Origin of the sequence: Microbacterium sp. zg-Y1090, assembly GCF_030246945.1 — a bacterium.
Classification (GTDB): domain Bacteria; phylum Actinomycetota; class Actinomycetes; order Actinomycetales; family Microbacteriaceae; genus Microbacterium; species Microbacterium wangruii.
In genome coordinates, this window is record NZ_CP126742.1 from 221,270 (window position 1) to 242,893 (window position 21,624).

The window sequence follows — 21,624 nt, forward strand, 5'->3', positions numbered from 1 at the left end:
CCCCGGCGGGGACGCTGCTCTCTGCGCCAGAATGCAGGGATGCCGCTTTTCGATCACCTCGGAGTCTCCGTCGACGACCTCGACCGCGCCATCGCAGAGTTCGACCCCGTGCTGACGGCGCTGGGGCTCGCGCGTGAGAGCGGCGACGGCAACGGGGCGGCGTGGTATGCCGAGGGGGAGACCGAGTTCATCCTCATGCCCGCCCGCGAGCCCGGGTCGGGTCCGCACCGGCACGGCCGCGTCGGGTGGCAGCACCTGGCCTTCGCCGTCGACTCGCGCGCCGATGTCGACCGCCTGCACCAGGTGGCGGTGGATGCCGGATGGTCGGTGGTGCGCGAGCCGAAGACCTACCCGCGCTTCAGCGAGCGGTACTACGCGTCGTTCCTGGAGAACGCCGATGGCATCCGCATCGAGTTCATGCACAACCCGCCCGCCGTTATGGCCGGCGAAAGCTGAGCCGACCGGGAGCGGACGGCGGTCGCAGGGTCGTCCCGCGGCGTCGTCCATGTCCGCACCCGCGCGTACCCTGGCGGCATGGCCACCCTCGACGACGTGCGACGGATCGCGGCGGGCCTGCCCGGCAGCGAGGAGCGCGCCACCACGGGCGGCGCGGCGTGGTTCGTGCGCGGTCGGCTGTACGCCTGGGAGTGCCATCCGTGGCCGAGCATCCCCGCCGACATGCGCGCGGTCATCGCGGCCGAATCCGTCGTGGCGGTGAGGGTGGCCGACCGTGTGGACGCCCGTGCTCTGATCGAGATGGCGCCGTCGGTGTTCCTGCGCGAGACGACGCGCTGGAGCGAGCCGAAGGTCGCGTTCCGGCTGGCCGGGATCGATCCCGAGCACCTGACGGAGCTGGTGACCGAAGCCTGGCGGGTGCAGGCGCCGAAGTACCTGCGTGTGCCGTTCGATGAGGCGCATCCGGCGGGTGCCTGACCCGGTTTCGGCGATCGTCCGCGGCAGCCGCCGGGGTGGCGGCGGTCGTGTCGCGGCATCCGCCTCACGGCATCCGCCTCACGGCATCCGCCTCACGGCATCCGCCTCACGGCATCCGCCTCAGAAGACGATGGTGTGGTTGCCGTGGCGGATCACGCGGTCCTGCGCGTGCCACAGCACCGCGCGCGAGAGCACCTGGCGCTCGACGTCGGCGCCGCGCCGGGCGAGCTCGGCCGTCGTGTCGGCGTGGGTGACGCGGATCGTGTCCTGCTCGATGATCGGGCCCTCATCGAGATCCGTCGTGACGTAGTGGCTCGTCGCGCCGATGAGCTTGACGCCGCGTTCCTTGGCCTTCTTGTACGGCTCGGCGCCGATGAACGCCGGCAGGAAGGAGTGATGGATGTTGATCACCGGCACCCCGAGCGCGTCGAGGAAGTCCGCCGAGAGGATCTGCATGTAGCGCGCCAGCACCACGAAGTCGACGTTGCCCTGGAGGAGTTCGAGGATCTTCGCTTCCGACTCGGACTTGTCGGGGCCGGGGGTCGAGGGGACGTGGAAGAACGGCACGCCGAACGAGCGCACGTCCTCGGCGGACGTGGTGTGGTTCGACACCACCATCGGCACGGTGACCGGGAGGTCGCCCCGGCGGTGACGCCACAGCAGGTCGAGCAGGCAGTGGTCCTGCTTCGACGACAGGATCGCCATCCGCTTGGGCACCGACTGGTCGGTGAGCGACCACTGCAGATCGAATCCCTGCAGGGTGGCGGCGATCTCGGCTTCGATCGCGGGGCGGGCCGCGGCGAAATCCGGCCGGTGGAACACCACGCGCTGGAAGTACGCGCCCCCCGTCGGGTCGTCCGAGTACTGGTCGAACGCGACGATGTTGCCGCCGATGCGGGTGATCATGGCCGAGACGGCGGCGACGATACCGGGCTGGTCCCTGCCGTGCACGATGAGGCATGCGTGGGCGGGCAGCAGGGTGGCGACGTGCGCGGTCATCCTTCGATTCTGCCGTGTCCGAGCGGATGCCGCGTGCACCCGCCCCCGCGCCCGCCGCGCCGCGCTGCCCGCCCGCGCCCGCGGCGCGCTGCCCGCCCGCCCGCGCTGCTCGAGTGTCACGTGTGGTCGGTGCGATGCCGCACCACTGTGCGGACGTGACACTCGAGCAGCGGCAGGCTCCCCGGCGCCCCGCCGCGCCGCGTTGCCCGCCCGCCCGCGCTGCTCGAGTGTCACGTGTGGTGGGTGGGATGCCGCACCACTGTGCGGACGCGACACTCGAGCAGCGCCGGGCCCCCGGCATGGGCGCGGCGGGCGGGAGCCCCCGCGGCGCCGGGCCCCGGCGTGGGTCCCCGGGTCAGGCGCGGGCGGCGGCGCGGCGCGCGCCCTCGCCCAGCGACGCGAGCTTCGCCCACGCGAGGTCGGGGTGGATGCGCCCGCCCAGTCCGCAGTCGGTGGAGGCGATGACGCGGTCCGCGCCGACGATGTCGGCGAAGCGCCCGATGCGCTGGGCGACCAGGTCGGGGTGCTCCACGACGTTGGTCGCGTGGCTGACGACACCGGGAACGAGCACGAGGTCATCGGGCACCGCGACCTCGCCCCACACGGTGTGCTCGTGCTCGTGGCGCACGTTGCCGGCCTCGAACGAGATCGACCCGACGTTCGCGCCGAGCACCACGGGCAGGATGTGCCGCAGCTCGATGTCGGTCGTGTGCGGCCCGTGCCACGATCCCCAGCACAGGTGCAGACGCACCTGCTCCTTCGGCAGCCCGGCGATCGCGTGGTTGATCGCGTCGATGCGGATCTTCGTGAACGCCTGGTAGTCGGCGATCGAGGGCTCCGGGTTGATCTGGTCGAAGTTCTCCGCCAGCGACGGGTCGTCCAGCTGCAGGATGAGCCCGGCATCCACGATCGCCCGGTACTCCTCGCGCAGGGCATCCGCCCACGCCCAGATGTGCTCCTCGTCGGTGGCGTAGTACTCGTTGCGCACCCGCGCCGCCGACCCGGGGGCGATCGCCGTGAGGAACCCCTGCTCACCCTCGCGCAGCGACGCCTTCAGGTGACGGATGTCGGATGCCACGGCCTCCTGGCCGCGATAGGTGATGGGGCCCGTCGTCGTGGGGAAGCCGGTGGCGTTGCGCCCGACCTCCACCGACTCCGCGTAGACGTCCGGGAACAGCTGCCGGTCGCGGCGGTCGAGGAACGAGGTCAAGCGGATGTGCCCGGGCTCCGAGCGCACCGGCGGCTCGTTGAACGCGTTGACCTCGGTCATCGACAGTCCGGCGGCCCGCTGGAACGAGTACGACCACCACGCCCCGTAGTCGACGGCGTTCGACATCGCCTTGCCGAACTCGCCGTCGCCTACGAGCGTGATCCCGGCTTCGCGCTGACGCTCCACGACATCGTCGACCGCGTCCGCGACGAGCTGCTCGAACTCGGGCGTCGACTGCAGCGTGAACCCGTCGTCGGCGAACGTGCGCGCAGCGTTCGCCTCGATGAGCGCCTGCGTGCGGGGCAGGCTGCCGGCGGTGGTGGTCTGGATGTCGGTCATGATTCCTCCGGGGACGGATGCCGGCGCGCGCGGCGCCGGCGGCGGGTGGGAGGCTCTCGCAGCGGCGCACGCGCAGCACTGCTCAAGGCGGAGGCTTCCGGTTCTCGAGCCGCCCCGAGTCTAGGTTCGGGGCCGTCGCCGGACCCGGTGTGTGACGGTCCGTGACGCCGGCGCCGGTCGCGGCGCTCAGACCCCGGCGGGCGGCGCCGTCGTGCCGCGCACCACGAGCCGTGTCGGCAGGGTGACGTGAAGCTGGTCGCGGGTCTCGCCGGCCAGCAGCGCGCTGACGAACTCGGCCGCCACCGCGCCCAGCCGTCGCATCGGCTGAGCCACGGTCGTGAGCGCCGGGTGCACCCGTGAGGCTTCGGGCACATCGTCGAAGCCGACGACCGACAGATCCAGCGGCACCCGGAGTCCCAGCTCCGCTGCCACCTCGATCACCGCGATGGCCGAGAGATCGTTCGCGGCGAACACCGCCGTGGGGCGGTCGGGTTGCTGCAGCATCGCGAACGCCTGCTCGCGCACCGTCTCGGGCTGGTACAGACCGACCCTGACGAGCGACGGGTCGGCCAGGATGCCGGCTTCGCGAAGCCCCGCCCGGTACCCCGCCTCGCGCGCCTCCGATGAGCGCAGGTCCGGGCGGCCGGCGATGAACCCGATGCGGCGGTGGCCGAGCTGCACGAGGTACTGCATGGCGTGGAGGGCGCCGCCGTAGCTGTCGGATTCGACCGTGGGCAGATCCGCGCGCCCGGTGTGGGGGTCCACCGCCACGATGGGCACGTCGGCGGTCACCCCGATCACGGTCGGCGTGACCATGATCGCCCCGTCGATGAGCGTGCCGCTCAGCCGGCTGAGCGAGCGGCGCTCCCAGCCTGCGCTGCCGGCCTGACGCGATCCGCTGTAGGCGAGAAGGTCGTAGCGGGAGTCGCGCAGCGCCGAGCCGACACCCTTGAGCACTTCGGCGCTGAACGGCTCGAAGTCGGCGACCAGCACTCCGATCACGCCGGTGCGCTGGGAGCGCATGCTGCTGGCGACGAGCGAGGACTCGTAGCCGAGGCGCTCGACGACCTCGAGCACCCGCGCGACGGTGTCCTCGGCGACGCCGTAGCGGCCGTTGACGGCCTTGGAGACGGTCGAGACCGAGACGCCGGCGGCGGCGGCGACGTCGTGGATGGTGGCGCGGCGGGACATGCAGGTGAGCATACGCATAGAAAAGGATTTCGAAAACGTTTGACAGGCTTTCCGCGCGGCATGAGGATGACGTGCAACGCAGAGGTCCATGACGACCCCGGCGCGCACTCAACGAAGAGAGGAATCACATGTTTGCGAAGAGGACGCTCGCAGCAGCGGCAGCGGTCACCGCCGGTGTGCTCGCGCTCGCCGGCTGTTCCGGCGGCGGAGGCGGTGCCGGCGAAGACGGCGACGTCGAGATGACGCTGTGGCACAACTCGACCACCGGCCCCGGCAAGGAGTTCTGGGACCAGACGGCCGCGGCATTCTCGGAGGAGAACCCCGGCGTCACCATCAAGGTGCAGGTCGTGCAGAACGAGGAGCTCGACGGCAAGCTGCAGACCGCGCTGAACTCCGGGGACGCACCCGACCTGTTCCTGCAGCGTGGCGGCGGCAAGCTCGCGGCCATGGTCGCCGCGGGCCAGATCAAGGACATCAGCGACTCGATCTCCGACACGGCCGTCGAGGAGATCCCCGACACGACGCTCGACAACCTGCGCGTCGACGACAAGCTCTACGGGATGCCGATCGCCGTGCTCCCCGGCGGCATGTTCTACAGCCAGGACCTCTTCGACGCCGCGGGCATCACCGAGAACCCGAAGACGATCGAGGAGATGGGCGCCGCTGTCGAAGCGCTCAAGGCATCGGGCGTCGAGCCCATCGCCCTCGGCGGCAAGAACGCGTGGCCCGCCGCCCACTGGTACTACTTCTTCGCTCTGCGCGCCTGCAGCCCGGACACCATGGCGACCGCAGCCGAGGAGATGGACTTCAGCGACCCGTGCTGGCTGGATGCCGCACAGAACCTCGCCGACTTCGCCGAGACCGAGCCGTTCAACCAGGGCTTCCTGACCACCGAGGCCCAGCAGGGCGCCGGTTCGTCGGCCGGCCTCATCGCCAACCACCTGGCCGGCATGGAGCTCATGGGCGCCTGGAACCCGGGTGTCATCGCGGGTCTGACGCCCGACGAGAAGCCGCTGCCCGACCTGGCGTGGTTCCCCTTCCCCGAGGTTCCCGGTGGTGAGGGCGAGCCCGGCTCGATCCTCGGCGGCATCGACGGCTACTCCTGCTATGTGGACGCTCCCGACGCGTGCGTGGACTTCCTGAACTACCTGGCCACCGCCGAGGTGCAGGAGGCGTACTACGACGCCTTCGACGCCCCGCCGGTGAACACCGTCGCCCAGGAGGCCGTCACCGAGCCCTACCTGCTGCAGATCATCGAGGCCTACAACGAGGCGCCCTACGTCTCGCAGTGGCTCGACACCATCTACGGCCTGAACGTCGGCAACGCGCTGAACGTGGCGGTCGTGGACATGCTGGCAGGCAACAGTGGTCCGGAGCAGCTCGTCGAGGCGGTCAACGCAGCCGCAGCGAAGGGCTAGGAATCCGCACATGTCTGTTCGCGAGAACTCGTTGACGGAGAGCGGCACATCCGGCGAGCTCGCGCGGCGCGGCGGGGGCGACACCCAGGTGTCGTCCCCGCCCGTGCGGCGGCGGCGCAAGGGGCTGGGCTGGGCTGGGCGCCTCGAGATCGCGATCCTGGTGGGGCCAGCGCTGCTGGTCTTCCTCGGCTTCGTCATCTTCCCTGTGGTCGCCGCCGCGTACTACGGCTTCTTCCGGTGGCAGGGCTACGGCCCGCCCACCGACTTCGTCGGTTTCAACAACTACCTGCTGATCCTGCAGGACCCCGCCTTCCATGCGGCCCTCAGCCACAACGCGTTCATCGTCGTGATGTCGCTCGTGCTCCAGGGCCCCGCAGCCCTGCTGCTGGCGCTTCTGCTGAACCGCCGCATGCGCGGCCAGTCGGTCATCCGCGTGCTGATCTTCGTCCCCTACGTCATCGCCGAGGTCGTCGTCGGCGTCGGCTGGAGCCTCATGCTCCAGCAGCGCGGCGCCCTGAACGGCTTCCTCGAGAACGTCGGGCTCAGCGGCCTCGAGCAGGACTGGCTCGCCAACCCCGACATCGCCATCTGGACCCTGATGGTGATCATCACGTGGAAGTACTTCGGCTTCGCCGTCATCCTCTTCCTCGCCGGTCTCCAGGGCATCCCCGAGGAGCTGTCGGAGGCCGCCGCGATCGACGGGGCCTCGTTCTGGCAGACCCAGTGGCGCATCACGGTGCCGCTGCTGGGGCCGACCGTGCGCATCTGGGCGTTCCTGTCGATCATCGGCTCCCTGCAGCTGTTCGACCTCGTCTACATCATCTGGGGCCAGTACGTCGCCTCCACGGCGGGCACCTCGACCATGGCGACCTACATGGTGTCCGAGGGCCGCAACTCCGGGAACTACGGCTACGGCAGCGCCGTGGCAGTCGTCCTGTTCCTCATCTCACTGGTCGTCGCGCTGATCTATCAGCGCTTCGTCCTGCGCCGCGATACCGCCGGCGCCCTCACGGGAGGTAAGCGTCGATGACCGCGACAGCCCTCATCACCACGACTCCGCCCGACGAGCCGCTGCTCAAGGCGGGCAGGAAGCCGAAGGAGAAGCTGCCCTGGGGCAACCCGGTGGTCTACTTCATCGCCCTGGTGGTCATCGCCGTGATCCTCGTGCCGGTGGCGTACATCATCCTCGGCGGGTTCCGCACGAACGCACAGATCACCGCCGACCCGTCGGGGCTTCCGAGCCCCTGGAACTTCGGCAACTACCTCGACGTGCTCAGCGGGTCGATGTTCTGGCGACAGGTGCTCAACTCCGCCATCGCCGCCCTGTCGACGACCGCGGGCGCCGTGATCCTCGGACTCATGGCCAGCTACGTACTCGCCCGCTACCGCTTCCGCGGGCGGGGAGCGCTGTACGCGATGTTCGCGGCCGGCCTGATGTTCCCCATCACCGTCGCCATCACCCCGCTGTACATCGTGGTGCGCGACCTCGGCCTGATGAACTCGCTGCCGGGCATCATCCTTCCGCAGATCGCGTTCGCGCTGCCGACGACGATCATCATCCTGGTGCCGTTCCTCAAGGCCATCCCCGATGAGATCGAGGAGGCGGCCTTCATCGACGGCGCCAGCCGGCTGGGATTCTTCTGGCGCATGGTGATTCCACTCGCCCTCCCCGGCGTGATCACCGTCGGCATCCTCGCGTTCATCGGCAGCTGGAACAGCTACCTGCTGCCGCTGTTCATCCTCAACAACGAGGCCAGCTACACCCTCCCGCTGGGTGTGCAGGCCTTCTCCTCCCAGTACTCCGTCGATACGGCGCGCGTACTGGCCTTCACCTCGCTGTCGATGATCCCCGCTCTGGTCTTCTTCAGCCTGTTCGAGCGTCGTATCGTCGGTGGCCTCACCGGCGCCGTCAAGGGCTGAAAGAAAGATCGAGGACTCCTCCGTGGACACCCCTGTTTCGGCGCGCGTTCGCGCCCTGCTCGAGAGCATGACGCTCGACGAGAAGCTGGCACAGCTGGTCGGCTACTGGGTCGACCAGGGCGACGAGGTGGTCGCGCCCATGGCCGGCGAGATGGCCACCAGCACCCGGTACGACGACGCCACGACCCATGGGCTGGGGCATCTCACCCGCGTCTACGGCACCCGGCCGGTCGACCCCGTGGAGCGCGCCGAGTGGCTCTGGGGCGAGCAGCGTCGTCTGCAGCAGGAGACGCGCCTGGGGATCCCGGCCATCGTCCACGAGGAGAGCCTCACCGGACTCGCCGCGTGGAAGGCGGCCACCTTCCCCACGCCGCTGGCGTGGGGCGCCGCCTTCGACCCCGACCTCGTGGAGCGGATGGGCCACCTCATCGGGGAGTCGATGCGCGAGCTGGGCGTGCACCAGACGCTGGCGCCCGTGCTCGACGTGATCCGCGACCCCCGCTGGGGCCGCGTCGACGAGTGCATCGCGGAGGACCCCTACGTGGTGGGGACCATCGGCACGGCGTACGTGCGGGGCATGCAGGATGCCGGCGTGCACGCGACCCTGAAGCACTTCGTCGGCTACTCGCTGTCGCACGCAGGGCGCAACCACGCGCCGGTGCACATCGGTGAGCGCGAGATGCGCGACGTGATGCTGCCGCCGTTCGAGATGGCGGTGCGCGAGGGTGGCGTGCGGTCGGTGATGAACTCCTACACCGAGATCGACGGCGTGCCCGTGGCCTCCGACCCGACACTGTTGACCGACCTGCTGCGCGGCGAGTGGGGGTTCGACGGCGTCGTCGTCTCGGACTACTTCGCCGTGGCCTTCCTCCACACCATGCACGCCGTCGCCGCCGACCGCGGCGAGGCCGCAGCCCTCGCGCTGGCGGCGGGCATCGATGTCGAGCTGCCGACCGGTGACGCCTACCTCGAGCCGCTGGCCGAGCGCGTGCGCGCCGGCCTGTTCGACGAGGCGCTCGTCGATCGCTCCGTGCTGCGCGTGCTGGCGCAGAAGGAGGACCTGGGTCTGCTGGACGCCACCTTCGACGCCCCGCCCACCGCGATCGACCTCGACACCCCTGCGCACCGGGCCGTTGCCCGGGAGCTGGCCGAGGAGTCGGTGGTGCTGCTGGCCAACGACGGCGTGCTGCCCCTGGCATCCCCCCGGCGCATCGCGGTCATCGGCCCCAACGCCGATGACGAGCGTGCGCTGTTCGGCTGCTACTCCTTCCTCAACCACGTGCTGGCCCATCACCCCGACGTGCCGTCCGAACTCGAGGCGCCCACCCTGCGCACCGCGCTCGGCGAGCAGTTCCGCGACGCGGAGATCTGCTTCGCCGTCGGCGCCGACGTCGAGGGCGATGACCGCTCCGGCTTCGCGGATGCCGTCGCCTCGGCATCCGGTGCCGACGTGGCCATCGTCGTGGTCGGCGACCGCGCCGGCCTGTTCGGCCGCGGCACCGTCGGCGAGGGCAACGACGTGGAGAGCCTGGATCTGCCCGGTGTGCAGCGCGAGCTGGTCGAGGCCGTCGCCGCCACCGGCACCCCCGTGGTGATGGTGCTGCTCACCGGTCGCCCCTATGCGATCGACTGGGCACTGGACGGGAGCATCGGTGCGGTCGTGCAGGCGTTCTTCCCCGGTGAGGAGGGCGGGCACGCCATCGCCGGCATCCTGTCCGGCAGTGTGACGCCGTCCGGTCGCCTGCCGATCTCGCTGCCGCGGTCGGCGGGTGCACAGCCGTACAGCTACCTGCACCCGATCCTGGGCGGTGCGAACGAGATCACGAGCGCCGACAGCACGCCGCTGCGGCCGTTCGGCTTCGGCCTGTCGTACACGTCGTTCGCGCACAGCGACCTGCGGGTCGACCCCGAGACGCCGACCGACGGTGAGATCGTCGCGCGGGTGCAGGTGCGCAACACCGGTGATCGTGCCGGGACCGATGTCGTGCAGCTGTACGGCCGTGACGTGTACGCGAGCGTCACGCGCCCGGTGGCGCAGCTGCTCGGTTACCGCCGGGTGCCGCTGCAGCCCGGTGAGCAGGCGGAGGTGACCTTCCGCCTGCCGGCATCGCAGCTGGCGTTCACCGGACGCGACCTGCGCCGCATCGTCGAGCCGGGGCTGCTGAAACTCTGGGTCGGCCCCGACTGCGAAACCATGGAGGCGACCGCCGAGCTCACCTTGACCGGCCCGGTCAACGATGTGACCGGTCAGGCGCCCGCCTGGGTGCGCGTCGAGGTCGAGCCGGGCGTCGGCCCGGTGGACGTCGACGCGGCCGAGCCGGCGGTCACCGGCCGCTGACACCCCTCGATGCGCCGTCGACACCGTCCGGTCGGCGCCATAAGGAGACGACGATGACGACCGCCCCCTTGCGGGTCGCGCTGATCGGCACCGGGTTCATGGGGCGAATGCACGCCCACGCCTGGCGCACCGCGCACCGCTTCTTCGACCTGCCGCTGACGCCGGAGCCTGCCCTGCTGGTCGGCCGCGACCCGCAGCGCACCGCGGAGGCGGCCGACCGGCTCGGGTTCGCCGAGGCCGCCACCGACTGGCGTGCCGCGATCGAGCGCGAGGACATCGACCTGGTCGACATCTGCACCCCCGGGGACACGCACGCCGAGATCGCGCTGGCCGCGCTCGCCGCGGGCAAGCACGTGCTGTGCGAGAAGCCGCTGGCCAACGACGTGGTGCAAGCGGACCGCATGGTGGCGGCCGCCGAGCGGGCCGCCGCCGCCGGAGTCGTCAGCATGTGCGGCTTCAGCTACCGCCGCACGCCGGCGCTGTCGCTCGCGCGGCGTCTCATCGAGGACGGGCGCATCGGACAGGTGCGGCATGTGCGGGCGCAGTACCTGCAGGACTGGCTGAGCGATCCGGATGCGCCCTTCACCTGGCGCCTCGACCGCGACCGGGCGGGCTCCGGCACCCTGGGCGACATCGGAGCCCACAGCATCGACACCGCGCAGTGGCTGACCGGCGACGACATCGTGGGCGTCTCCGCGATGCTGCGCACCTTCGTCGAGACCCGTCCCGTGCTCGAGGAGCAGGTCGGCCTCGGCGGCCGCGCCTCGGCGGAGGCTCCCCGCCGCGACGTCACCGTCGACGACGCGGCCGCGTTCACCGCCCGCTTCGGCTCGGGGGCGCTCGGCGTCTTCGAGGCGACGCGGCTGGCGACGGGCCACCGCAACTCCAACCGCATCGAGATCAACGGCGACCGCGGCTCGATCGCGTTCGACTTCCGGGCGATGAACGAGCTGGACTTCTACGACGCCACCGATCCCGCCGGCGAGCAGGGATTCCGTCGCATCCAGGCCAACGAGCCCGAGCATCCCTACGCCGACGCCTGGTGGCCCGCCGGCCACGGTCTCGGGTACGAGCACCTGTTCACCCACCAGATCGTCGACCTCGTGCGTGCGATCTCGGACGGGACCGCGGTGGCGCCGACCTTTGCCGACGCCGCCCGCGTGCAGCGGGTGCTGGCCGCCGTCGAGCACAGCGCCGCACGCGACAGCCGGTACGTCACCGTCGAAGGAGAAACCGCATGACCGCACGCACCGCACTCGTCGTCCGGGGCGGGTGGGAGGGCCACCACCCGGTCGAGGCCACCGACCTGTTCCTCCCCTTCCTCGAGCGCAGCGGGTTCGACGTGCGGGTCGAAGAATCCAACGAGATCTACGCCGACGAGGAGGTCATGGCATCCACCGATCTGATCCTGCAGTCGGTGACGATGTCCGAGATCTCCCGCGAAGCCTTCGCCGGCGTGAAGGCGGCGGTGGAGCGCGGCACCGGGCTGGCCGGCTGGCACGGTGGCATCGCCGACTCGTATCGCAACAGCTCCGACTACCTGCAGCTCGTCGGCGGCCAGTTCGCGACGCACCCGTCGAAGCATCCGGATCAGTGCTCCGGCGACGAGTCCGACAACTTCCTGCCGTACACCGTCGAACTCACCGACCTCGGCCGTGAGCACGAGATCATGGCGGGGCTCGACGACTTCACCCTGCACACCGAGCAGTACTGGGTGCTGCACGACGACCTCATCGACGTGCTGGCCACCACCACGCACCCGGTGCAGCCCTACCACCCGTGGCACCGGCCGATCACGTCCCCCGCGGTGTGGACCCGGCTGTGGGGTCGGGGGCGCATCTTCGTCGCCACCCCCGGGCACAGCCTGGATGTGCTGCAGGACGACAACGTCCGCACGATCATCGAGAGGGGCCTGCTGTGGGCCAGCCGCACGGAATCGGCATAATCGGGCTCGGCGTCATCTCCCGGCAGTACCTCGACACCCTCGCGGGCGTCGACAGCGTGCGCATCACTGCGGTCGCCGATCTGGATGCCGAACGGGCCGCAGCGGTGGCGGACGAGATCCCCGGATGCCGGGCGCTCACCGTCGACGAGCTGCTGGCCGACCCGGCCGTCGACACCGTCATCAATCTCACGATCCCCGCCGCGCACGCCGAGATCGCGCTCGCCGCGCTCGCCGCGGGCAAGGGCGTCTACGGGGAGAAGCCGCTCGCGGCGACGCTCACCCAAGCCACGGCGATGAGGGATGCCGCCGGCGACCGGTGGCTCGGGGGAGCGCCCGACACCGTGCTCGGCACCGGCATCCAGACCGCGCGCGCCGCCGTCGAGGCCGGCGACATCGGCCGCCCCGTCTCGGCGGCGGCGACCTGGGTCTCGGGCGGCCACGAGTCGTGGCATCCGCACCCCGACTTCTACTACCGCGACGGCGGGGGGCCGCTGTTCGACATGGGGCCGTACTACCTCACGTCGCTCGTGCACCTGCTCGGCCCGGTCGTGCGGGTCAGCGGCGCGTCATCGCGCACCCGCGACACGCGCCGGATCGGCTCGGGTCCCCGTGCGGGCGAGATCATCCCCGTGGAGATCGACACCCACGTCACCGGCGTGCTCGAGCACGACGGCGGCGCGCTGTCGACGGTGACCTTCAGCTTCGACGCCGTCGGGTCGACCGCAGCGCCGATCGAGGTGCACGGCGAGGAGGGGTCGCTGAGCGTTCCCGACCCGAACACGTTCGCCGGCGATGTGCGCGTGCGCCGCCGCGGCGAGGCGGACTGGACGACGCTGCCCGCCGCGGCCGGATACGTCGGCGCGGGGCGCGGGATCGGCGTCATCGATCACGTGCGCGACGGCGAGGGGCGCGCGAGCGGTGAACTCGCCCTGCACGTGCTCGAGATCATGACCGCGCTCATCGACTCCGCGCACACCGGTGAGCGCGTCACGCTCACCACGACCGCGCGGCGTCCGTCGCTCGTTCCGCTCACCGCGCAGGAGGACTGGCGCCGCTGACGGCAGCGGTGCGCGTGCGCGCCGGCCGCGAGCGCTGCGAGCGCTGCGAGTGCTGCGAGCGCTGCGAGCGCTGCGAGCGCTGCTCCGGTGTCGCGAATGGTGGGTGGCGTGCGCGGGGATTGTGCGGAAGTGACACCGGAGTCGCGCGTCGCGGTCCCGGGCGCGACGATCGGCGGGTGCGGCCGTGTGCGCGCTGCCCGGGTGGCGCGAATGGCGGGTGCGGCCGTGTGTGCGCTGCTCGGGTGACGCGAATGGCGGGTGTGGCCGTGTGCGCGCTGCTCGGGTGTCGCGAATGGCGGGTGCGACGGGCGGGCATGGTGCGAAAGTGACACCGGAGCGGCTCCGCGGGAGCGGGCGCGGGGCGGCTCCGCGGGCGCGCGGGCGCGGCGGGGCTCCGCGGGAGCGGGCGCGGGGCGCGGGCAGGCGACCCCTCGGCTCAGCGCACGCCCTTCATGAGCCGCAGCACGGGCCGCGCGAACACCAGCAGCAGGACGCCCACGCCGATCGCGATGAAGCCGAGGGTCGAGAAGTAGGGCACCTCATTGTCGGGGTCGTAGTACTCCGCCAGCAGGCCCGAGATCGCGGTGCCCAGCGCCACCGACAGGAAGAACAGCGCGACCATCTGGGTGTGGAAGCGCGCGGGCGCGAGCTTCGTCGTCACCGAGAGGCCCACCGGCGACAGCAGCAGCTCGGCCACCGTGAACACCAGCAGGATGCCGACCATCGCCAGCAGCGGCGTCGACCCCGCCCCGCCGCCCGCGAAGGGGAGGAACAGCAGGAACGCCGCGCCCATGATCATCACGCCCAGGCCGAACTTCACCGGGGTGGAGGGCTGACGGGTGCCGAGCTTCGTCCACAGCCATGCGAAGACGCCCGACAGGATGATGATGAAGATCGGGTTGATGGACTGCACCCACGGCACCGGCATCTCCCAGCCGAAGAGGTCGCGGTTGAGCTTGACGTCGGCGTAGATCGTCACGACCGTGAACTGCTGCTGGTACAGCGACCAGAACGCCACCGAGGTGACGAACAGCGGCATGAACCCCCACACCCGGCTGCGCTCGACGGCGTCGATATGCCGGCTCGAGAGGATGACGACGAAGTACGCGATCGTCGCCGCCACCGTCGTGATGATCACGATGAGGGAGAGGTTGTCGGCGCGGATCACCCCGACGAGCACCAGCAGGACGATCGTCACGACCGCCGCCGCGGCGATGCCGCCGACGAGCCCGTAGCGGCTGCGCGGCAGCGGGTTCGCCACGCGTCGGGACGCGGCGGGCAGGGATTTGCGCCCGAACGAGTACTGGAGGAGGCCGAGCGCCATGCCGACGGCGGCGAGTCCGAAGCCCCAGTGGAAGCCGAGCGTCGACTGCAGCAGCCCGGTCAGCAGGGGGCCGGCCAGCGCGCCCAGGTTGATGCCGAGGTAGAACAGCGAGAACCCGGCATCCCGCCGGGGATCGTCCTTGCGGTACAGCGTTCCCACCACGCTCGTGGCGTTGGCCTTGAGGCCCCCCGACCCCAGCGCGATGAGAATGAGGCCGACGCCCACCCCGAGGAATCCGGGGATCAGGGCGAGGGCCACGTGCCCGGCGACGATGACGATCGCGCTGTAGAACAGCACCCGCTCCGAGCCGAGGATGCGGTCGGCGATCCACGCCCCGAGGATCGTCGAGAGGTACACCGAACCGCCGTAGGCCCCCACGATGCCCGCCGCCACGGCGCGGTCGAGTCCCAGCCCGCCGTCGGTCGCCGAGTAGTACAGGTAGATGAGCAGGATGCCCTGCATGCCGTAGAAGCTGAACCGCTCCCACATCTCCACACCGAAGATGTGCGCGAGGGCCCAGGGCTGCCCGAAGAACCGGCTGTCGCGGTCGCCGTTGTCGCCTTCGGCGACCTCGACCGGCCCCGTCGGAGGGCCGACCGGAACCTGCTCAGGCTCGTGCGCGCTCATGCGCCCAAGGGTAGACCTCAGCGAGGCAGAGAGGGATGGGGTTCGCGCGCAGGGCGTTGGGGGATGAACAGGGCGAGTACCAAGGCCACCACTGCGGCGGCGCCGCCCAGCACGAACGCGACGTCGAAGGCGGATGCCGTCGGCACCTGCGTGCCGCCCTGTGTGACCGACAGGCTCGCCAGGACCGCGCCGATGACCGCCGCGGCCACGCTGGTGCCGAGGGAGCGGAAGAGGGCGTTGAGCCCGTTGGAGGCTCCCGTCTCGTTCTGCGGCACGCTGCGCATGATCAGCATCGGCATGCTCGCGTAACCGAAGCCGATCCCGACGCCGACCAGCAGGTTCGCCACCAGGATGTGCCACACCTCGGAGGAGAACAGCAGCGTGAACCCGTACGCGACGATGAGCGCGATCGCGCCGAGCACAAGCAGCAGCCGCGGACCGACGGTGCGCGCCAAACGTCCCGAGTAGGGGGAGAGGACCATCATCACCAGGCCCGCGGGCGCGATCACCAGGCTGGCGCTCAGCAGCGACAGGCCGAAACCGGCCGGCGCGGGCAGCTCGAGGAGCTGCGGATAGGCCACGTTCGAGGCGAACAGGGAGAACCCCATCGCGAGGGAGGCGATGTTGGTGAGCAGCACCGGGCGGCGCGCGGCCACCCGCAGGTCCAGCAGCGGCTCGGCGATGCGCAGCTCGTACCAGCCCCAGACCAGCAGCACCGCGCCACCTCCCAGGCCGCAGGCCAGCACGGCCGGAGAGGTCCAGCCCCACTCGTTCCCCCGTGAGACCGCCAGCAGCACGCCCGTGAGACCGACCGCGAGTCCCGCCGCGCCGACGTAGTCGAAGCGGCCCGCCGTGCGCAGCACGCTCACCGGCACGATCCAGACCACCAGCACGAAGACCGCGACCCCCAGGCCGGCTGCCAGCCAGAACAGGGCGTGCCAGTCGCTGTACTGCGTGACCAGGGCGCTCAGCGGCATGCCGAGAGCGCCGCCCACGCCCATGGTCGCGCTGATCAGCGCGATCGCGGCATCCACCCGGTCTTCGTGCAGCACGTCCCGCAGGATCGAGATCGCCAACGGCACGACTCCGGTGACGGCTCCCTGCAGCGCGCGGCCGACGATGACCCCGATGATCTCGGTGGACAGCGCGGCGACGACCGAGCCGAGCACCAGCACGCCCAGCAGCACCAGCACGATGCGACGTTTGCCGTACATATCGCCCAGCCGCCCGGCGATGGGGGTGACGACCGCGGCTGCCAGCAGGGTCGCCGTGACCACCCACGCGGTGTCCTCGCGGCTGGCGTCGAGCAGTTCGGGCAGCTTTGCCTGGATCGGCACGACGAGCGTGAACATGAACGAGGATGCCAGGCCCGCCAGCGCCAGCACCGCGACGATCGCTCCCTGGCGGGGCATGCGGGTGAGGCGCCGACGTGCGTCCTCTTCCCGGCCCATCCGTCAAGGCTACTGCCGCCCGTGCAGGCTCGGCCCGTCCGGTCCTAAGGTGAGGGCATGGCCGATCTCAACAGCCTCATCGCCCCCTCCGGGATCGGGATCCGCGAGCTCGAGACCGTGGATGAGGTCTTCACCGCCGCCCAGGTGCTCTCCGACGTCTGGGACGGGGACAGCGACGCGATGCCGCCGAACCTGCTGCGGGCGCTCGCCCACTCCGGCAACTACGCCGTCGGGATCTACGACGGCGACCTCATGGTCGGGGCGTCGGTGGCGTTCTTCGCCGCGCCGGGGGAGCGTTCGATGCACTCGCACGTCACCGGTCTGCTGGCCGGGTACCGCGGCCAGGGGCTCGGCCGGCTGCTCAAGCAGCACCAGCGCGACTGGGCGTTCGACCGCGGCGTTGGGCACATCACGTGGACCTTCGATCCGCTGATCGCCCGCAACGCCCACTTCAACCTCTCCGTGCTGGGCGCGCGCGTCACCGAGTATCTGGTCGACCACTACGGCCCCATGGACGACGGCGTCAACCGCGGCGACGAGACCGACCGGTTGATGGCGTCGTGGGCGCTCGCGGCCCCGGCCCCCTCGCCTGCCCCCGACGCCGTGGTGGCGACGGTCGCCGTGCCGCGCGACATCGAACGGCTGCGCCGGGAGACGCCCGCCGAGGCTGCGGCGTGGCGGCTGCGGGTGCGCGAGCAGTTCGCCGAGCACACCGCTTTCGGCTTCGTTGTCGGCGGCTTCGACGACACGGCGGGGTATCTGTTCGTGCGCAGATGAGGCCGGCCCCGCCGCGCTCCCGCCTCGCCTGTCCCGGCTGCCCGGGCGCCCGCTAGCCTGAGCGCATGCCCATCGCCACCCCCGCGGCATCCGTCGCCCTCGAAGGCATCGAGCTGCGCGTGCTGCGGATGCCGCTGGTCTCACCGTTCACCACCTCGTTCGGCACCGAGACCGAGCGCGAGGTGATCGTGGTGAGGGCGCTGACGGCCGACGGCGACGGGTGGGGAGAGATCGTCACCCAGCAGGCGCCGCTGTACTCGAGCGAGTACACGCAGGGTGCGTGGGATGTGACGCTGCGCTGGCTGGGTCCGGCGCTGCTGGACCGGGGCACGCTCGCGCCCGAAGAGGTCGCCGGCGTTCTGCAGCCGTTCAAGGGCCACCGCATGGCCAAGGCGGGGCTGGAGCTGGCCGTGCTCGATGCGAGCCTGCGTGCGCAGGGGCGGCCGCTGGGCGCGTACCTCGGCGCGACGCGCGACCGGGTGCCCAGCGGAGTGTCGGTCGGCATCCAGCGCGACCCCGCCGCGCTCGTCGACGCGGTCGGGGAGTACCTCGACGCCGGCTACGTGCGCATCAAGATCAAGATCAAGCCCGGGCGCGATGTCGGTGACACCGCCGCGGTGCGCGACGCGTTCGGCACGATCCCGCTGCAGGTCGATGCCAACTCCGCCTACACGCTCGCCGACGTGGACACCCTCGTCGAACTCGACCGGTTCGACCTGCTGCTGATCGAGCAGCCGTTGCAGGAAGACGACCTCGTCGACCACGCCGTGCTCGCCGGGCGGCTGCGCACGCCGCTGTGCCTCGATGAATCGATCGTGTCGCTCAAGGCCGCGCAGGACGCGCGCGCGCTGGGTGCGGCATCCGTCATCAACATCAAGGCGGGCCGGGTCGGCGGCTACCTCGAGGCCGTCGCCATCCACGACCTCTGCCGCGGCGACGACATCCCGGTGTGGTGCGGCGGCATGCTCGAGACCGGCATCGGCCGCGCGGCCAACGCGGCGCTCGCGGCGCTTCCCGGGTTCACACTGCCCGGCGACGTGTCCGCGTCCGACCGCTTCTACCCCCGCGACATCGTCATCGACCCGATCGTGCTCGAGGACGGCCACGTGCGCGTGCCCACCGGCCCGGGGATCGGGATCGAGATCGACCCGGTGGCGCTCGAGGACTTCACCGTCGCCCGCGAGACGCTGCGGCGGTAGCGGGCAGGCCGACGCCGTGTGCGCAACGTCGCCGATCCGGGTTCGCGCGGGCCGCGCGAGGGGGGCGCGGGCCTGCGGCGGCACGGAAAGGCGACGTGGTGCACGGGCCGGCGCGGTGACGGCGGTGGTCGCGGTCGTTCTGGCCCTGGGCGGGTGCGCTGCGGAGCGCGCCGAGCTGCCCGAGGGGGTCGCGGTGACGGTGCAGCAGCTGCGGTCCGACGTCGCCGCGCGCACGGCCCAGGTGCGGGTGGTCAACGACAGCGCGGAGGATCTGCGCATCGACCGCGTCGAGCTGCAGGACGACCGGTTCATCGGTGCCCTGGCGAGGGAGCGGGACAGCACCGTGCCGGCCGGACGCACCGTGGACCTGCGGATCGAGCTGAGCGCGTCGGACTGCAGTGTGCCGTCCGACGCGAGGGCGGAGAGCACCGTCGTGGTCACCACCGCCGACGGCACGGCGCATCGCGTGCGCGCCGCCGACCCGCTCGGCTTCATCGCCGCGCTCCACGAGCGGGAGTGCCTCGCCGCCGCGGTGGCCGCCGTGACCTCCCTGTCGTGGGGGGCGTTCACACCGTCGGCGCCGGGCGCACCCGCCGCGCTGCGCCTGGATCTCGTTCCGACCGGCGCTGCCGGCACGGTGCGCATCGTCGACGTGCGCCCGACCAATCTGCTGCAGTTCGCCGCGCCGAGCACGGACCCGTTCCCGGTCGGCCGCGAGATCGACGGGCGGGACGGGCCGTCGTCGATCCAGGTGCCGCTCGTCCCGCTGCGGTGCGACGCGCACGCCGTGCAGGAGGACAAGCGTGGCACCGTCTTCGTCGTCGCCGTCGAGACCGCCGGGGCCGAAGGCGTGATCGAGGTGGCCGCGACGGCCGAGCACCGGGGGGCGATCCTGGCGTGGGTGGCGCGCTGGTGCGGGTTCGGCTGAGGCGCAGGCGCCGGCGCCGTCGCCCAGAACGGCGCGCGCCGCACCGATCGGCACTCCGCCGTAGGCTGAGATCGTGACCATGCCGCCTCCGCCCCCGCAGCCGCCGTACGGCGCGCCCTACGGGCCCACCCCCCTCAGCCCCGCCGACGAGAAGATGTGGGCCACCCTCATCCACGTGGGCGGCCTCTTCTTCGGCTTCATTCCCGCGCTGATCGGATACCTGGCGCTGCGCGACCGCGGCCCCTTCATCCGCGCCCACGCCGCGACGGCGCTGAACTTCCAGCTCACGGTGCTGATCGCCGTCGCCGTCGGAACGGTTCTGCTGTTCGTGCTGATCGGCTTCTTCGTGCTGATCGCCGTGGGGATCCTCGATCTGATCCTCTCGATCATCGCGGCCGTCAAGGCCGCCCAGGGGCAGTGGTACCGCTACCCGCTGTCGATCACGTTCGTGCGCTGACCCGCGCGCACAGGTGGGCGCCCATCGGCGCGGACTAGAATCGACGGATGCCGCCGCCTTGCGGCATCCGCGATTTTCCGCGCCGCACCACGACCATTTGGAGCCACCTGTGGCCGAGCAGTCCCGCCTCGACAAAGTCATCGCCCTCGCCCGTCACCGCGGGTTCGTGTTCCAGGCCGGTGAGATCTACGGCGGATCCCGCTCGGCATGGGACTACGGCCCCCTCGGCACGGAGCTGAAGGAGAACATCCGCCGTCAGTGGTGGCAGACGTTCGTCCGCGGCCGTGGCGACATGGTGGGCCTGGACTCCTCGATCATCCTGCCCAAGCGCGTGTGGGAGGCCTCCGGCCACGTCGCCACCTTCACCGACCCGCTGGTGGAGTGCCTGCAGTGCCACAAGCGGTTCCGCGCCGACAACCTCATCGAGGACTTCGAGGCCCGCAAGGGGCGCCCCGCCGCCAACGGCCTGGCCGACATCCCGTGCCCCAACTGCGGCACCAAGGGCAAGTACACCGAGCCGAAGGCGTTCTCGGGACTGGTGAAGACGTATCTGGGCGTCGTCGACGACGAGTCGGGGCTGCACTTCCTGCGCCCCGAGACCGCCCAGGGCATCTTCGTCAACTTCACCAACGTGCTGACCGCGTCGCGCAAGAAGCCGCCGTTCGGCATCGGTCAGGTGGGCAAGGCCTTCCGCAACGAGATCACCCCCGGCAACTTCATCTTCCGCACCCGCGAGTTCGAGCAGATGGAGATCGAGTTCTTCACCCCGCCCGCCGAGGCGCCGGAGTGGTTCGACCACTGGGTCGAGGCCTGCTGGAACTGGTTCGTGGACCTGGGGGTGAACCCCGACAACATGCGCCGCTTCGACGTGCCCGAGGAGGACCGTGCGCACTACTCCGCCGGCACGATCGACGTGGAGTACCGGTTCGGGTTCACCGGCAAGGAGTGGGGCGAGCTCATGGGCGTCGCCAACCGCACCGACTACGACCTCGGCAGCCACTCCGAGGCATCCGGCCAGTCGCTGACCTACTTCGACCAGGCCACCGGCGAGAAGTACACCCCGTATGTCATCGAGCCGTCGTTCGGCCTGACCCGCGCGATGATGGCGTTCCTCGTCGACGCGTACGACGAGGAAGAGGTGCCCAACGCCAAGGGTGGCGTCGACACCCGCACCGTGCTGCACCTCGACCCCCGTCTGGCGCCGGTCAAGGTGGCCGTGCTGCCGCTGTCGCGCAATGAGCGGCTTTCGCCGCTGGCGCGCGAGGTCGCCGAGACGCTGCGCGGGCGCGGCTGGAACATCGACTTCGACGACGCCGGCGCCATCGGCCGCCGCTACCGCCGCCAGGACGAGATCGGCACCCCGCTGTGCGTGACGGTCGATTTCGACTCGCTCGACGACCGCGCCGTCACGGTGCGCGACCGCGACACGATGGCGCAGGAGCGCATCGGTCTCGACGCGCTGGAGGGGTACCTGGCCGAGCGCCTGCGCGGCGCCTGACGCGCACCCGCG

Annotated in this window: 19 protein-coding genes; 14 read left to right on the forward strand and 5 right to left on the reverse strand. The window is 71.1% G+C overall.

Features of this window, described 5'->3' with window-relative positions:
• The first annotated feature begins 39 nt into the window (after nucleotides 1-39).
• The gene (locus QNO26_RS01010) at nucleotides 40-456 is read left to right on the forward strand and encodes a VOC family protein (RefSeq protein WP_257532908.1); all 417 of its coding nucleotides are present in this window, start codon (nucleotides 40-42) and stop codon (nucleotides 454-456) included.
• Between the two features lie 78 nt (nucleotides 457-534).
• On the forward strand, nucleotides 535-933 hold the full coding sequence (locus tag QNO26_RS01015; RefSeq protein WP_257532910.1) for a hypothetical protein: 399 nt from the start codon (nucleotides 535-537) through the stop codon (nucleotides 931-933).
• A 120-nt stretch (nucleotides 934-1,053) separates the two neighbouring features.
• Here the strand turns inward: QNO26_RS01015 and purU are convergent, their stop codons facing one another.
• The 3 genes from purU to QNO26_RS01030 all read right to left on the reverse strand — a co-directional run bounded on the left by purU (nucleotide 1,054) and on the right by QNO26_RS01030 (nucleotide 4,672).
• The gene (gene purU / locus QNO26_RS01020) at nucleotides 1,054-1,932 is read right to left on the reverse strand and encodes a formyltetrahydrofolate deformylase (protein ID WP_257532913.1); all 879 of its coding nucleotides are present in this window, start codon (nucleotides 1,930-1,932) and stop codon (nucleotides 1,054-1,056) included.
• 355 nt (nucleotides 1,933-2,287) lie between these two features.
• A complete protein-coding gene (locus QNO26_RS01025; protein ID WP_257532915.1) occupies nucleotides 2,288-3,481 on the reverse strand; it encodes a cobalamin-independent methionine synthase II family protein in 1,194 nt (397 codons plus the stop codon).
• Nucleotides 3,482-3,667: 186 nt separating this feature from the next.
• Nucleotides 3,668-4,672 carry a LacI family DNA-binding transcriptional regulator gene (locus tag QNO26_RS01030; protein ID WP_257532917.1) on the reverse strand — a complete coding sequence of 335 codons (1,005 nt, stop codon included), beginning with the start codon at nucleotides 4,670-4,672 and terminating at the stop codon, nucleotides 3,668-3,670.
• A 128-nt stretch (nucleotides 4,673-4,800) separates the two neighbouring features.
• On the opposite strand from QNO26_RS01030, the gene QNO26_RS01035 reads away from it, so the two are divergent.
• From QNO26_RS01035 to QNO26_RS01065, 7 genes are all read left to right on the forward strand, one after another.
• The gene (locus QNO26_RS01035; protein WP_257532919.1) at nucleotides 4,801-6,090 is read left to right on the forward strand and encodes an ABC transporter substrate-binding protein; all 1,290 of its coding nucleotides are present in this window, start codon (nucleotides 4,801-4,803) and stop codon (nucleotides 6,088-6,090) included.
• 10 nt (nucleotides 6,091-6,100) lie between these two features.
• On the forward strand, nucleotides 6,101-7,120 hold the full coding sequence (locus QNO26_RS01040; RefSeq protein WP_257532921.1) for a carbohydrate ABC transporter permease: 1,020 nt from the start codon (nucleotides 6,101-6,103) through the stop codon (nucleotides 7,118-7,120).
• On the forward strand, nucleotides 7,117-8,010 hold the full coding sequence (locus QNO26_RS01045) for a carbohydrate ABC transporter permease (RefSeq protein WP_257532923.1): 894 nt from the start codon (nucleotides 7,117-7,119) through the stop codon (nucleotides 8,008-8,010). The genes QNO26_RS01040 and QNO26_RS01045 overlap by 4 nt, the downstream gene beginning before the upstream one ends.
• A gap of 67 nt (nucleotides 8,011-8,077) precedes the next feature.
• Nucleotides 8,078-10,348, forward strand: coding sequence for a beta-xylosidase/alpha-l-arabinosidase (locus QNO26_RS01050; protein WP_257533141.1), 2,271 nt, complete (start codon nucleotides 8,078-8,080; stop codon nucleotides 10,346-10,348).
• Between the two features lie 53 nt (nucleotides 10,349-10,401).
• The gene (locus tag QNO26_RS01055) at nucleotides 10,402-11,589 is read left to right on the forward strand and encodes a Gfo/Idh/MocA family protein (protein WP_257532925.1); all 1,188 of its coding nucleotides are present in this window, start codon (nucleotides 10,402-10,404) and stop codon (nucleotides 11,587-11,589) included.
• Complete coding sequence (locus QNO26_RS01060) at nucleotides 11,586-12,293, forward strand: ThuA domain-containing protein (RefSeq protein WP_257532927.1); 708 nt, start codon at nucleotides 11,586-11,588, stop codon at nucleotides 12,291-12,293. The genes QNO26_RS01055 and QNO26_RS01060 overlap by 4 nt, the downstream gene beginning before the upstream one ends.
• Entirely contained in the window at nucleotides 12,266-13,351 is a 1,086-nt protein-coding gene (locus QNO26_RS01065; RefSeq protein WP_257532929.1) for a Gfo/Idh/MocA family protein, read from the forward strand. Before QNO26_RS01060 ends, QNO26_RS01065 begins: the two co-directional genes overlap by 28 nt.
• Before the next feature lie 436 nt (nucleotides 13,352-13,787).
• Here QNO26_RS01065 and QNO26_RS01070 read toward each other — a convergent pair whose 3' ends face one another.
• Complete coding sequence (locus QNO26_RS01070; protein WP_257532931.1) at nucleotides 13,788-15,302, reverse strand: peptide MFS transporter; 1,515 nt, start codon at nucleotides 15,300-15,302, stop codon at nucleotides 13,788-13,790.
• Nucleotides 15,303-15,319: 17 nt separating this feature from the next.
• Nucleotides 15,320-16,714 carry an MFS transporter gene (locus tag QNO26_RS01075; protein WP_257638647.1) on the reverse strand — a complete coding sequence of 465 codons (1,395 nt, stop codon included), beginning with the start codon at nucleotides 16,712-16,714 and terminating at the stop codon, nucleotides 15,320-15,322.
• 96 nt (nucleotides 16,715-16,810) lie between these two features.
• On the opposite strand from QNO26_RS01075, the gene QNO26_RS01080 reads away from it, so the two are divergent.
• From QNO26_RS01080 to QNO26_RS01100, 5 genes are all read left to right on the forward strand, one after another.
• Nucleotides 16,811-17,530, forward strand: coding sequence for a GNAT family N-acetyltransferase (locus tag QNO26_RS01080; protein ID WP_257532934.1), 720 nt, complete (start codon nucleotides 16,811-16,813; stop codon nucleotides 17,528-17,530).
• A 65-nt stretch (nucleotides 17,531-17,595) separates the two neighbouring features.
• Nucleotides 17,596-18,729 (forward strand): o-succinylbenzoate synthase, encoded by a 1,134-nt coding sequence (gene menC, locus QNO26_RS01085; RefSeq protein WP_257532936.1) that lies wholly within the window; start codon nucleotides 17,596-17,598, stop codon nucleotides 18,727-18,729.
• A 115-nt stretch (nucleotides 18,730-18,844) separates the two neighbouring features.
• Complete coding sequence (locus QNO26_RS01090; RefSeq protein ID WP_285181700.1) at nucleotides 18,845-19,657, forward strand: hypothetical protein; 813 nt, start codon at nucleotides 18,845-18,847, stop codon at nucleotides 19,655-19,657.
• 79 nt (nucleotides 19,658-19,736) lie between these two features.
• Nucleotides 19,737-20,114: a DUF4870 domain-containing protein gene (locus QNO26_RS01095; RefSeq protein ID WP_257533143.1), complete on the forward strand. Its 378-nt coding sequence runs from the start codon at nucleotides 19,737-19,739 to the stop codon at nucleotides 20,112-20,114.
• A gap of 109 nt (nucleotides 20,115-20,223) precedes the next feature.
• Nucleotides 20,224-21,612 (forward strand): glycine--tRNA ligase, encoded by a 1,389-nt coding sequence (locus tag QNO26_RS01100; RefSeq protein WP_257532940.1) that lies wholly within the window; start codon nucleotides 20,224-20,226, stop codon nucleotides 21,610-21,612.
• Nucleotides 21,613-21,624: the final 12 nt, after the last annotated feature.

Excerpts from the sequence above, each read along its gene's own strand:
- QNO26_RS01010 (WP_257532908.1), top strand. The coding sequence starts at position 40 with ATGCCGCTTTTCGATCACCTCGGAGTCTCCGTCGACGACCTCGACCGC.
- QNO26_RS01015 (WP_257532910.1), top strand. The coding sequence starts at position 535 with ATGGCCACCCTCGACGACGTGCGACGGATCGCGGCGGGCCTGCCCGGC.
- purU (WP_257532913.1), bottom strand. The coding sequence starts at position 1,932 with ATGACCGCGCACGTCGCCACCCTGCTGCCCGCCCACGCATGCCTCATC.
- QNO26_RS01025 (WP_257532915.1), bottom strand. The coding sequence starts at position 3,481 with ATGACCGACATCCAGACCACCACCGCCGGCAGCCTGCCCCGCACGCAG.
- QNO26_RS01030 (WP_257532917.1), bottom strand. The coding sequence starts at position 4,672 with ATGTCCCGCCGCGCCACCATCCACGACGTCGCCGCCGCCGCCGGCGTC.
- QNO26_RS01035 (WP_257532919.1), top strand. The coding sequence starts at position 4,801 with ATGTTTGCGAAGAGGACGCTCGCAGCAGCGGCAGCGGTCACCGCCGGT.
- QNO26_RS01040 (WP_257532921.1), top strand. The coding sequence starts at position 6,101 with ATGTCTGTTCGCGAGAACTCGTTGACGGAGAGCGGCACATCCGGCGAG.
- QNO26_RS01045 (WP_257532923.1), top strand. The coding sequence starts at position 7,117 with ATGACCGCGACAGCCCTCATCACCACGACTCCGCCCGACGAGCCGCTG.
- QNO26_RS01050 (WP_257533141.1), top strand. The coding sequence starts at position 8,078 with ATGACGCTCGACGAGAAGCTGGCACAGCTGGTCGGCTACTGGGTCGAC.
- QNO26_RS01055 (WP_257532925.1), top strand. The coding sequence starts at position 10,402 with ATGACGACCGCCCCCTTGCGGGTCGCGCTGATCGGCACCGGGTTCATG.
- QNO26_RS01060 (WP_257532927.1), top strand. The coding sequence starts at position 11,586 with ATGACCGCACGCACCGCACTCGTCGTCCGGGGCGGGTGGGAGGGCCAC.
- QNO26_RS01070 (WP_257532931.1), bottom strand. The coding sequence starts at position 15,302 with ATGAGCGCGCACGAGCCTGAGCAGGTTCCGGTCGGCCCTCCGACGGGG.
- QNO26_RS01075 (WP_257638647.1), bottom strand. The coding sequence starts at position 16,714 with ATGCCCCGCCAGGGAGCGATCGTCGCGGTGCTGGCGCTGGCGGGCCTG.
- QNO26_RS01080 (WP_257532934.1), top strand. The coding sequence starts at position 16,811 with ATGGCCGATCTCAACAGCCTCATCGCCCCCTCCGGGATCGGGATCCGC.
- menC (WP_257532936.1), top strand. The coding sequence starts at position 17,596 with ATGCCCATCGCCACCCCCGCGGCATCCGTCGCCCTCGAAGGCATCGAG.
- QNO26_RS01095 (WP_257533143.1), top strand. The coding sequence starts at position 19,737 with ATGCCGCCTCCGCCCCCGCAGCCGCCGTACGGCGCGCCCTACGGGCCC.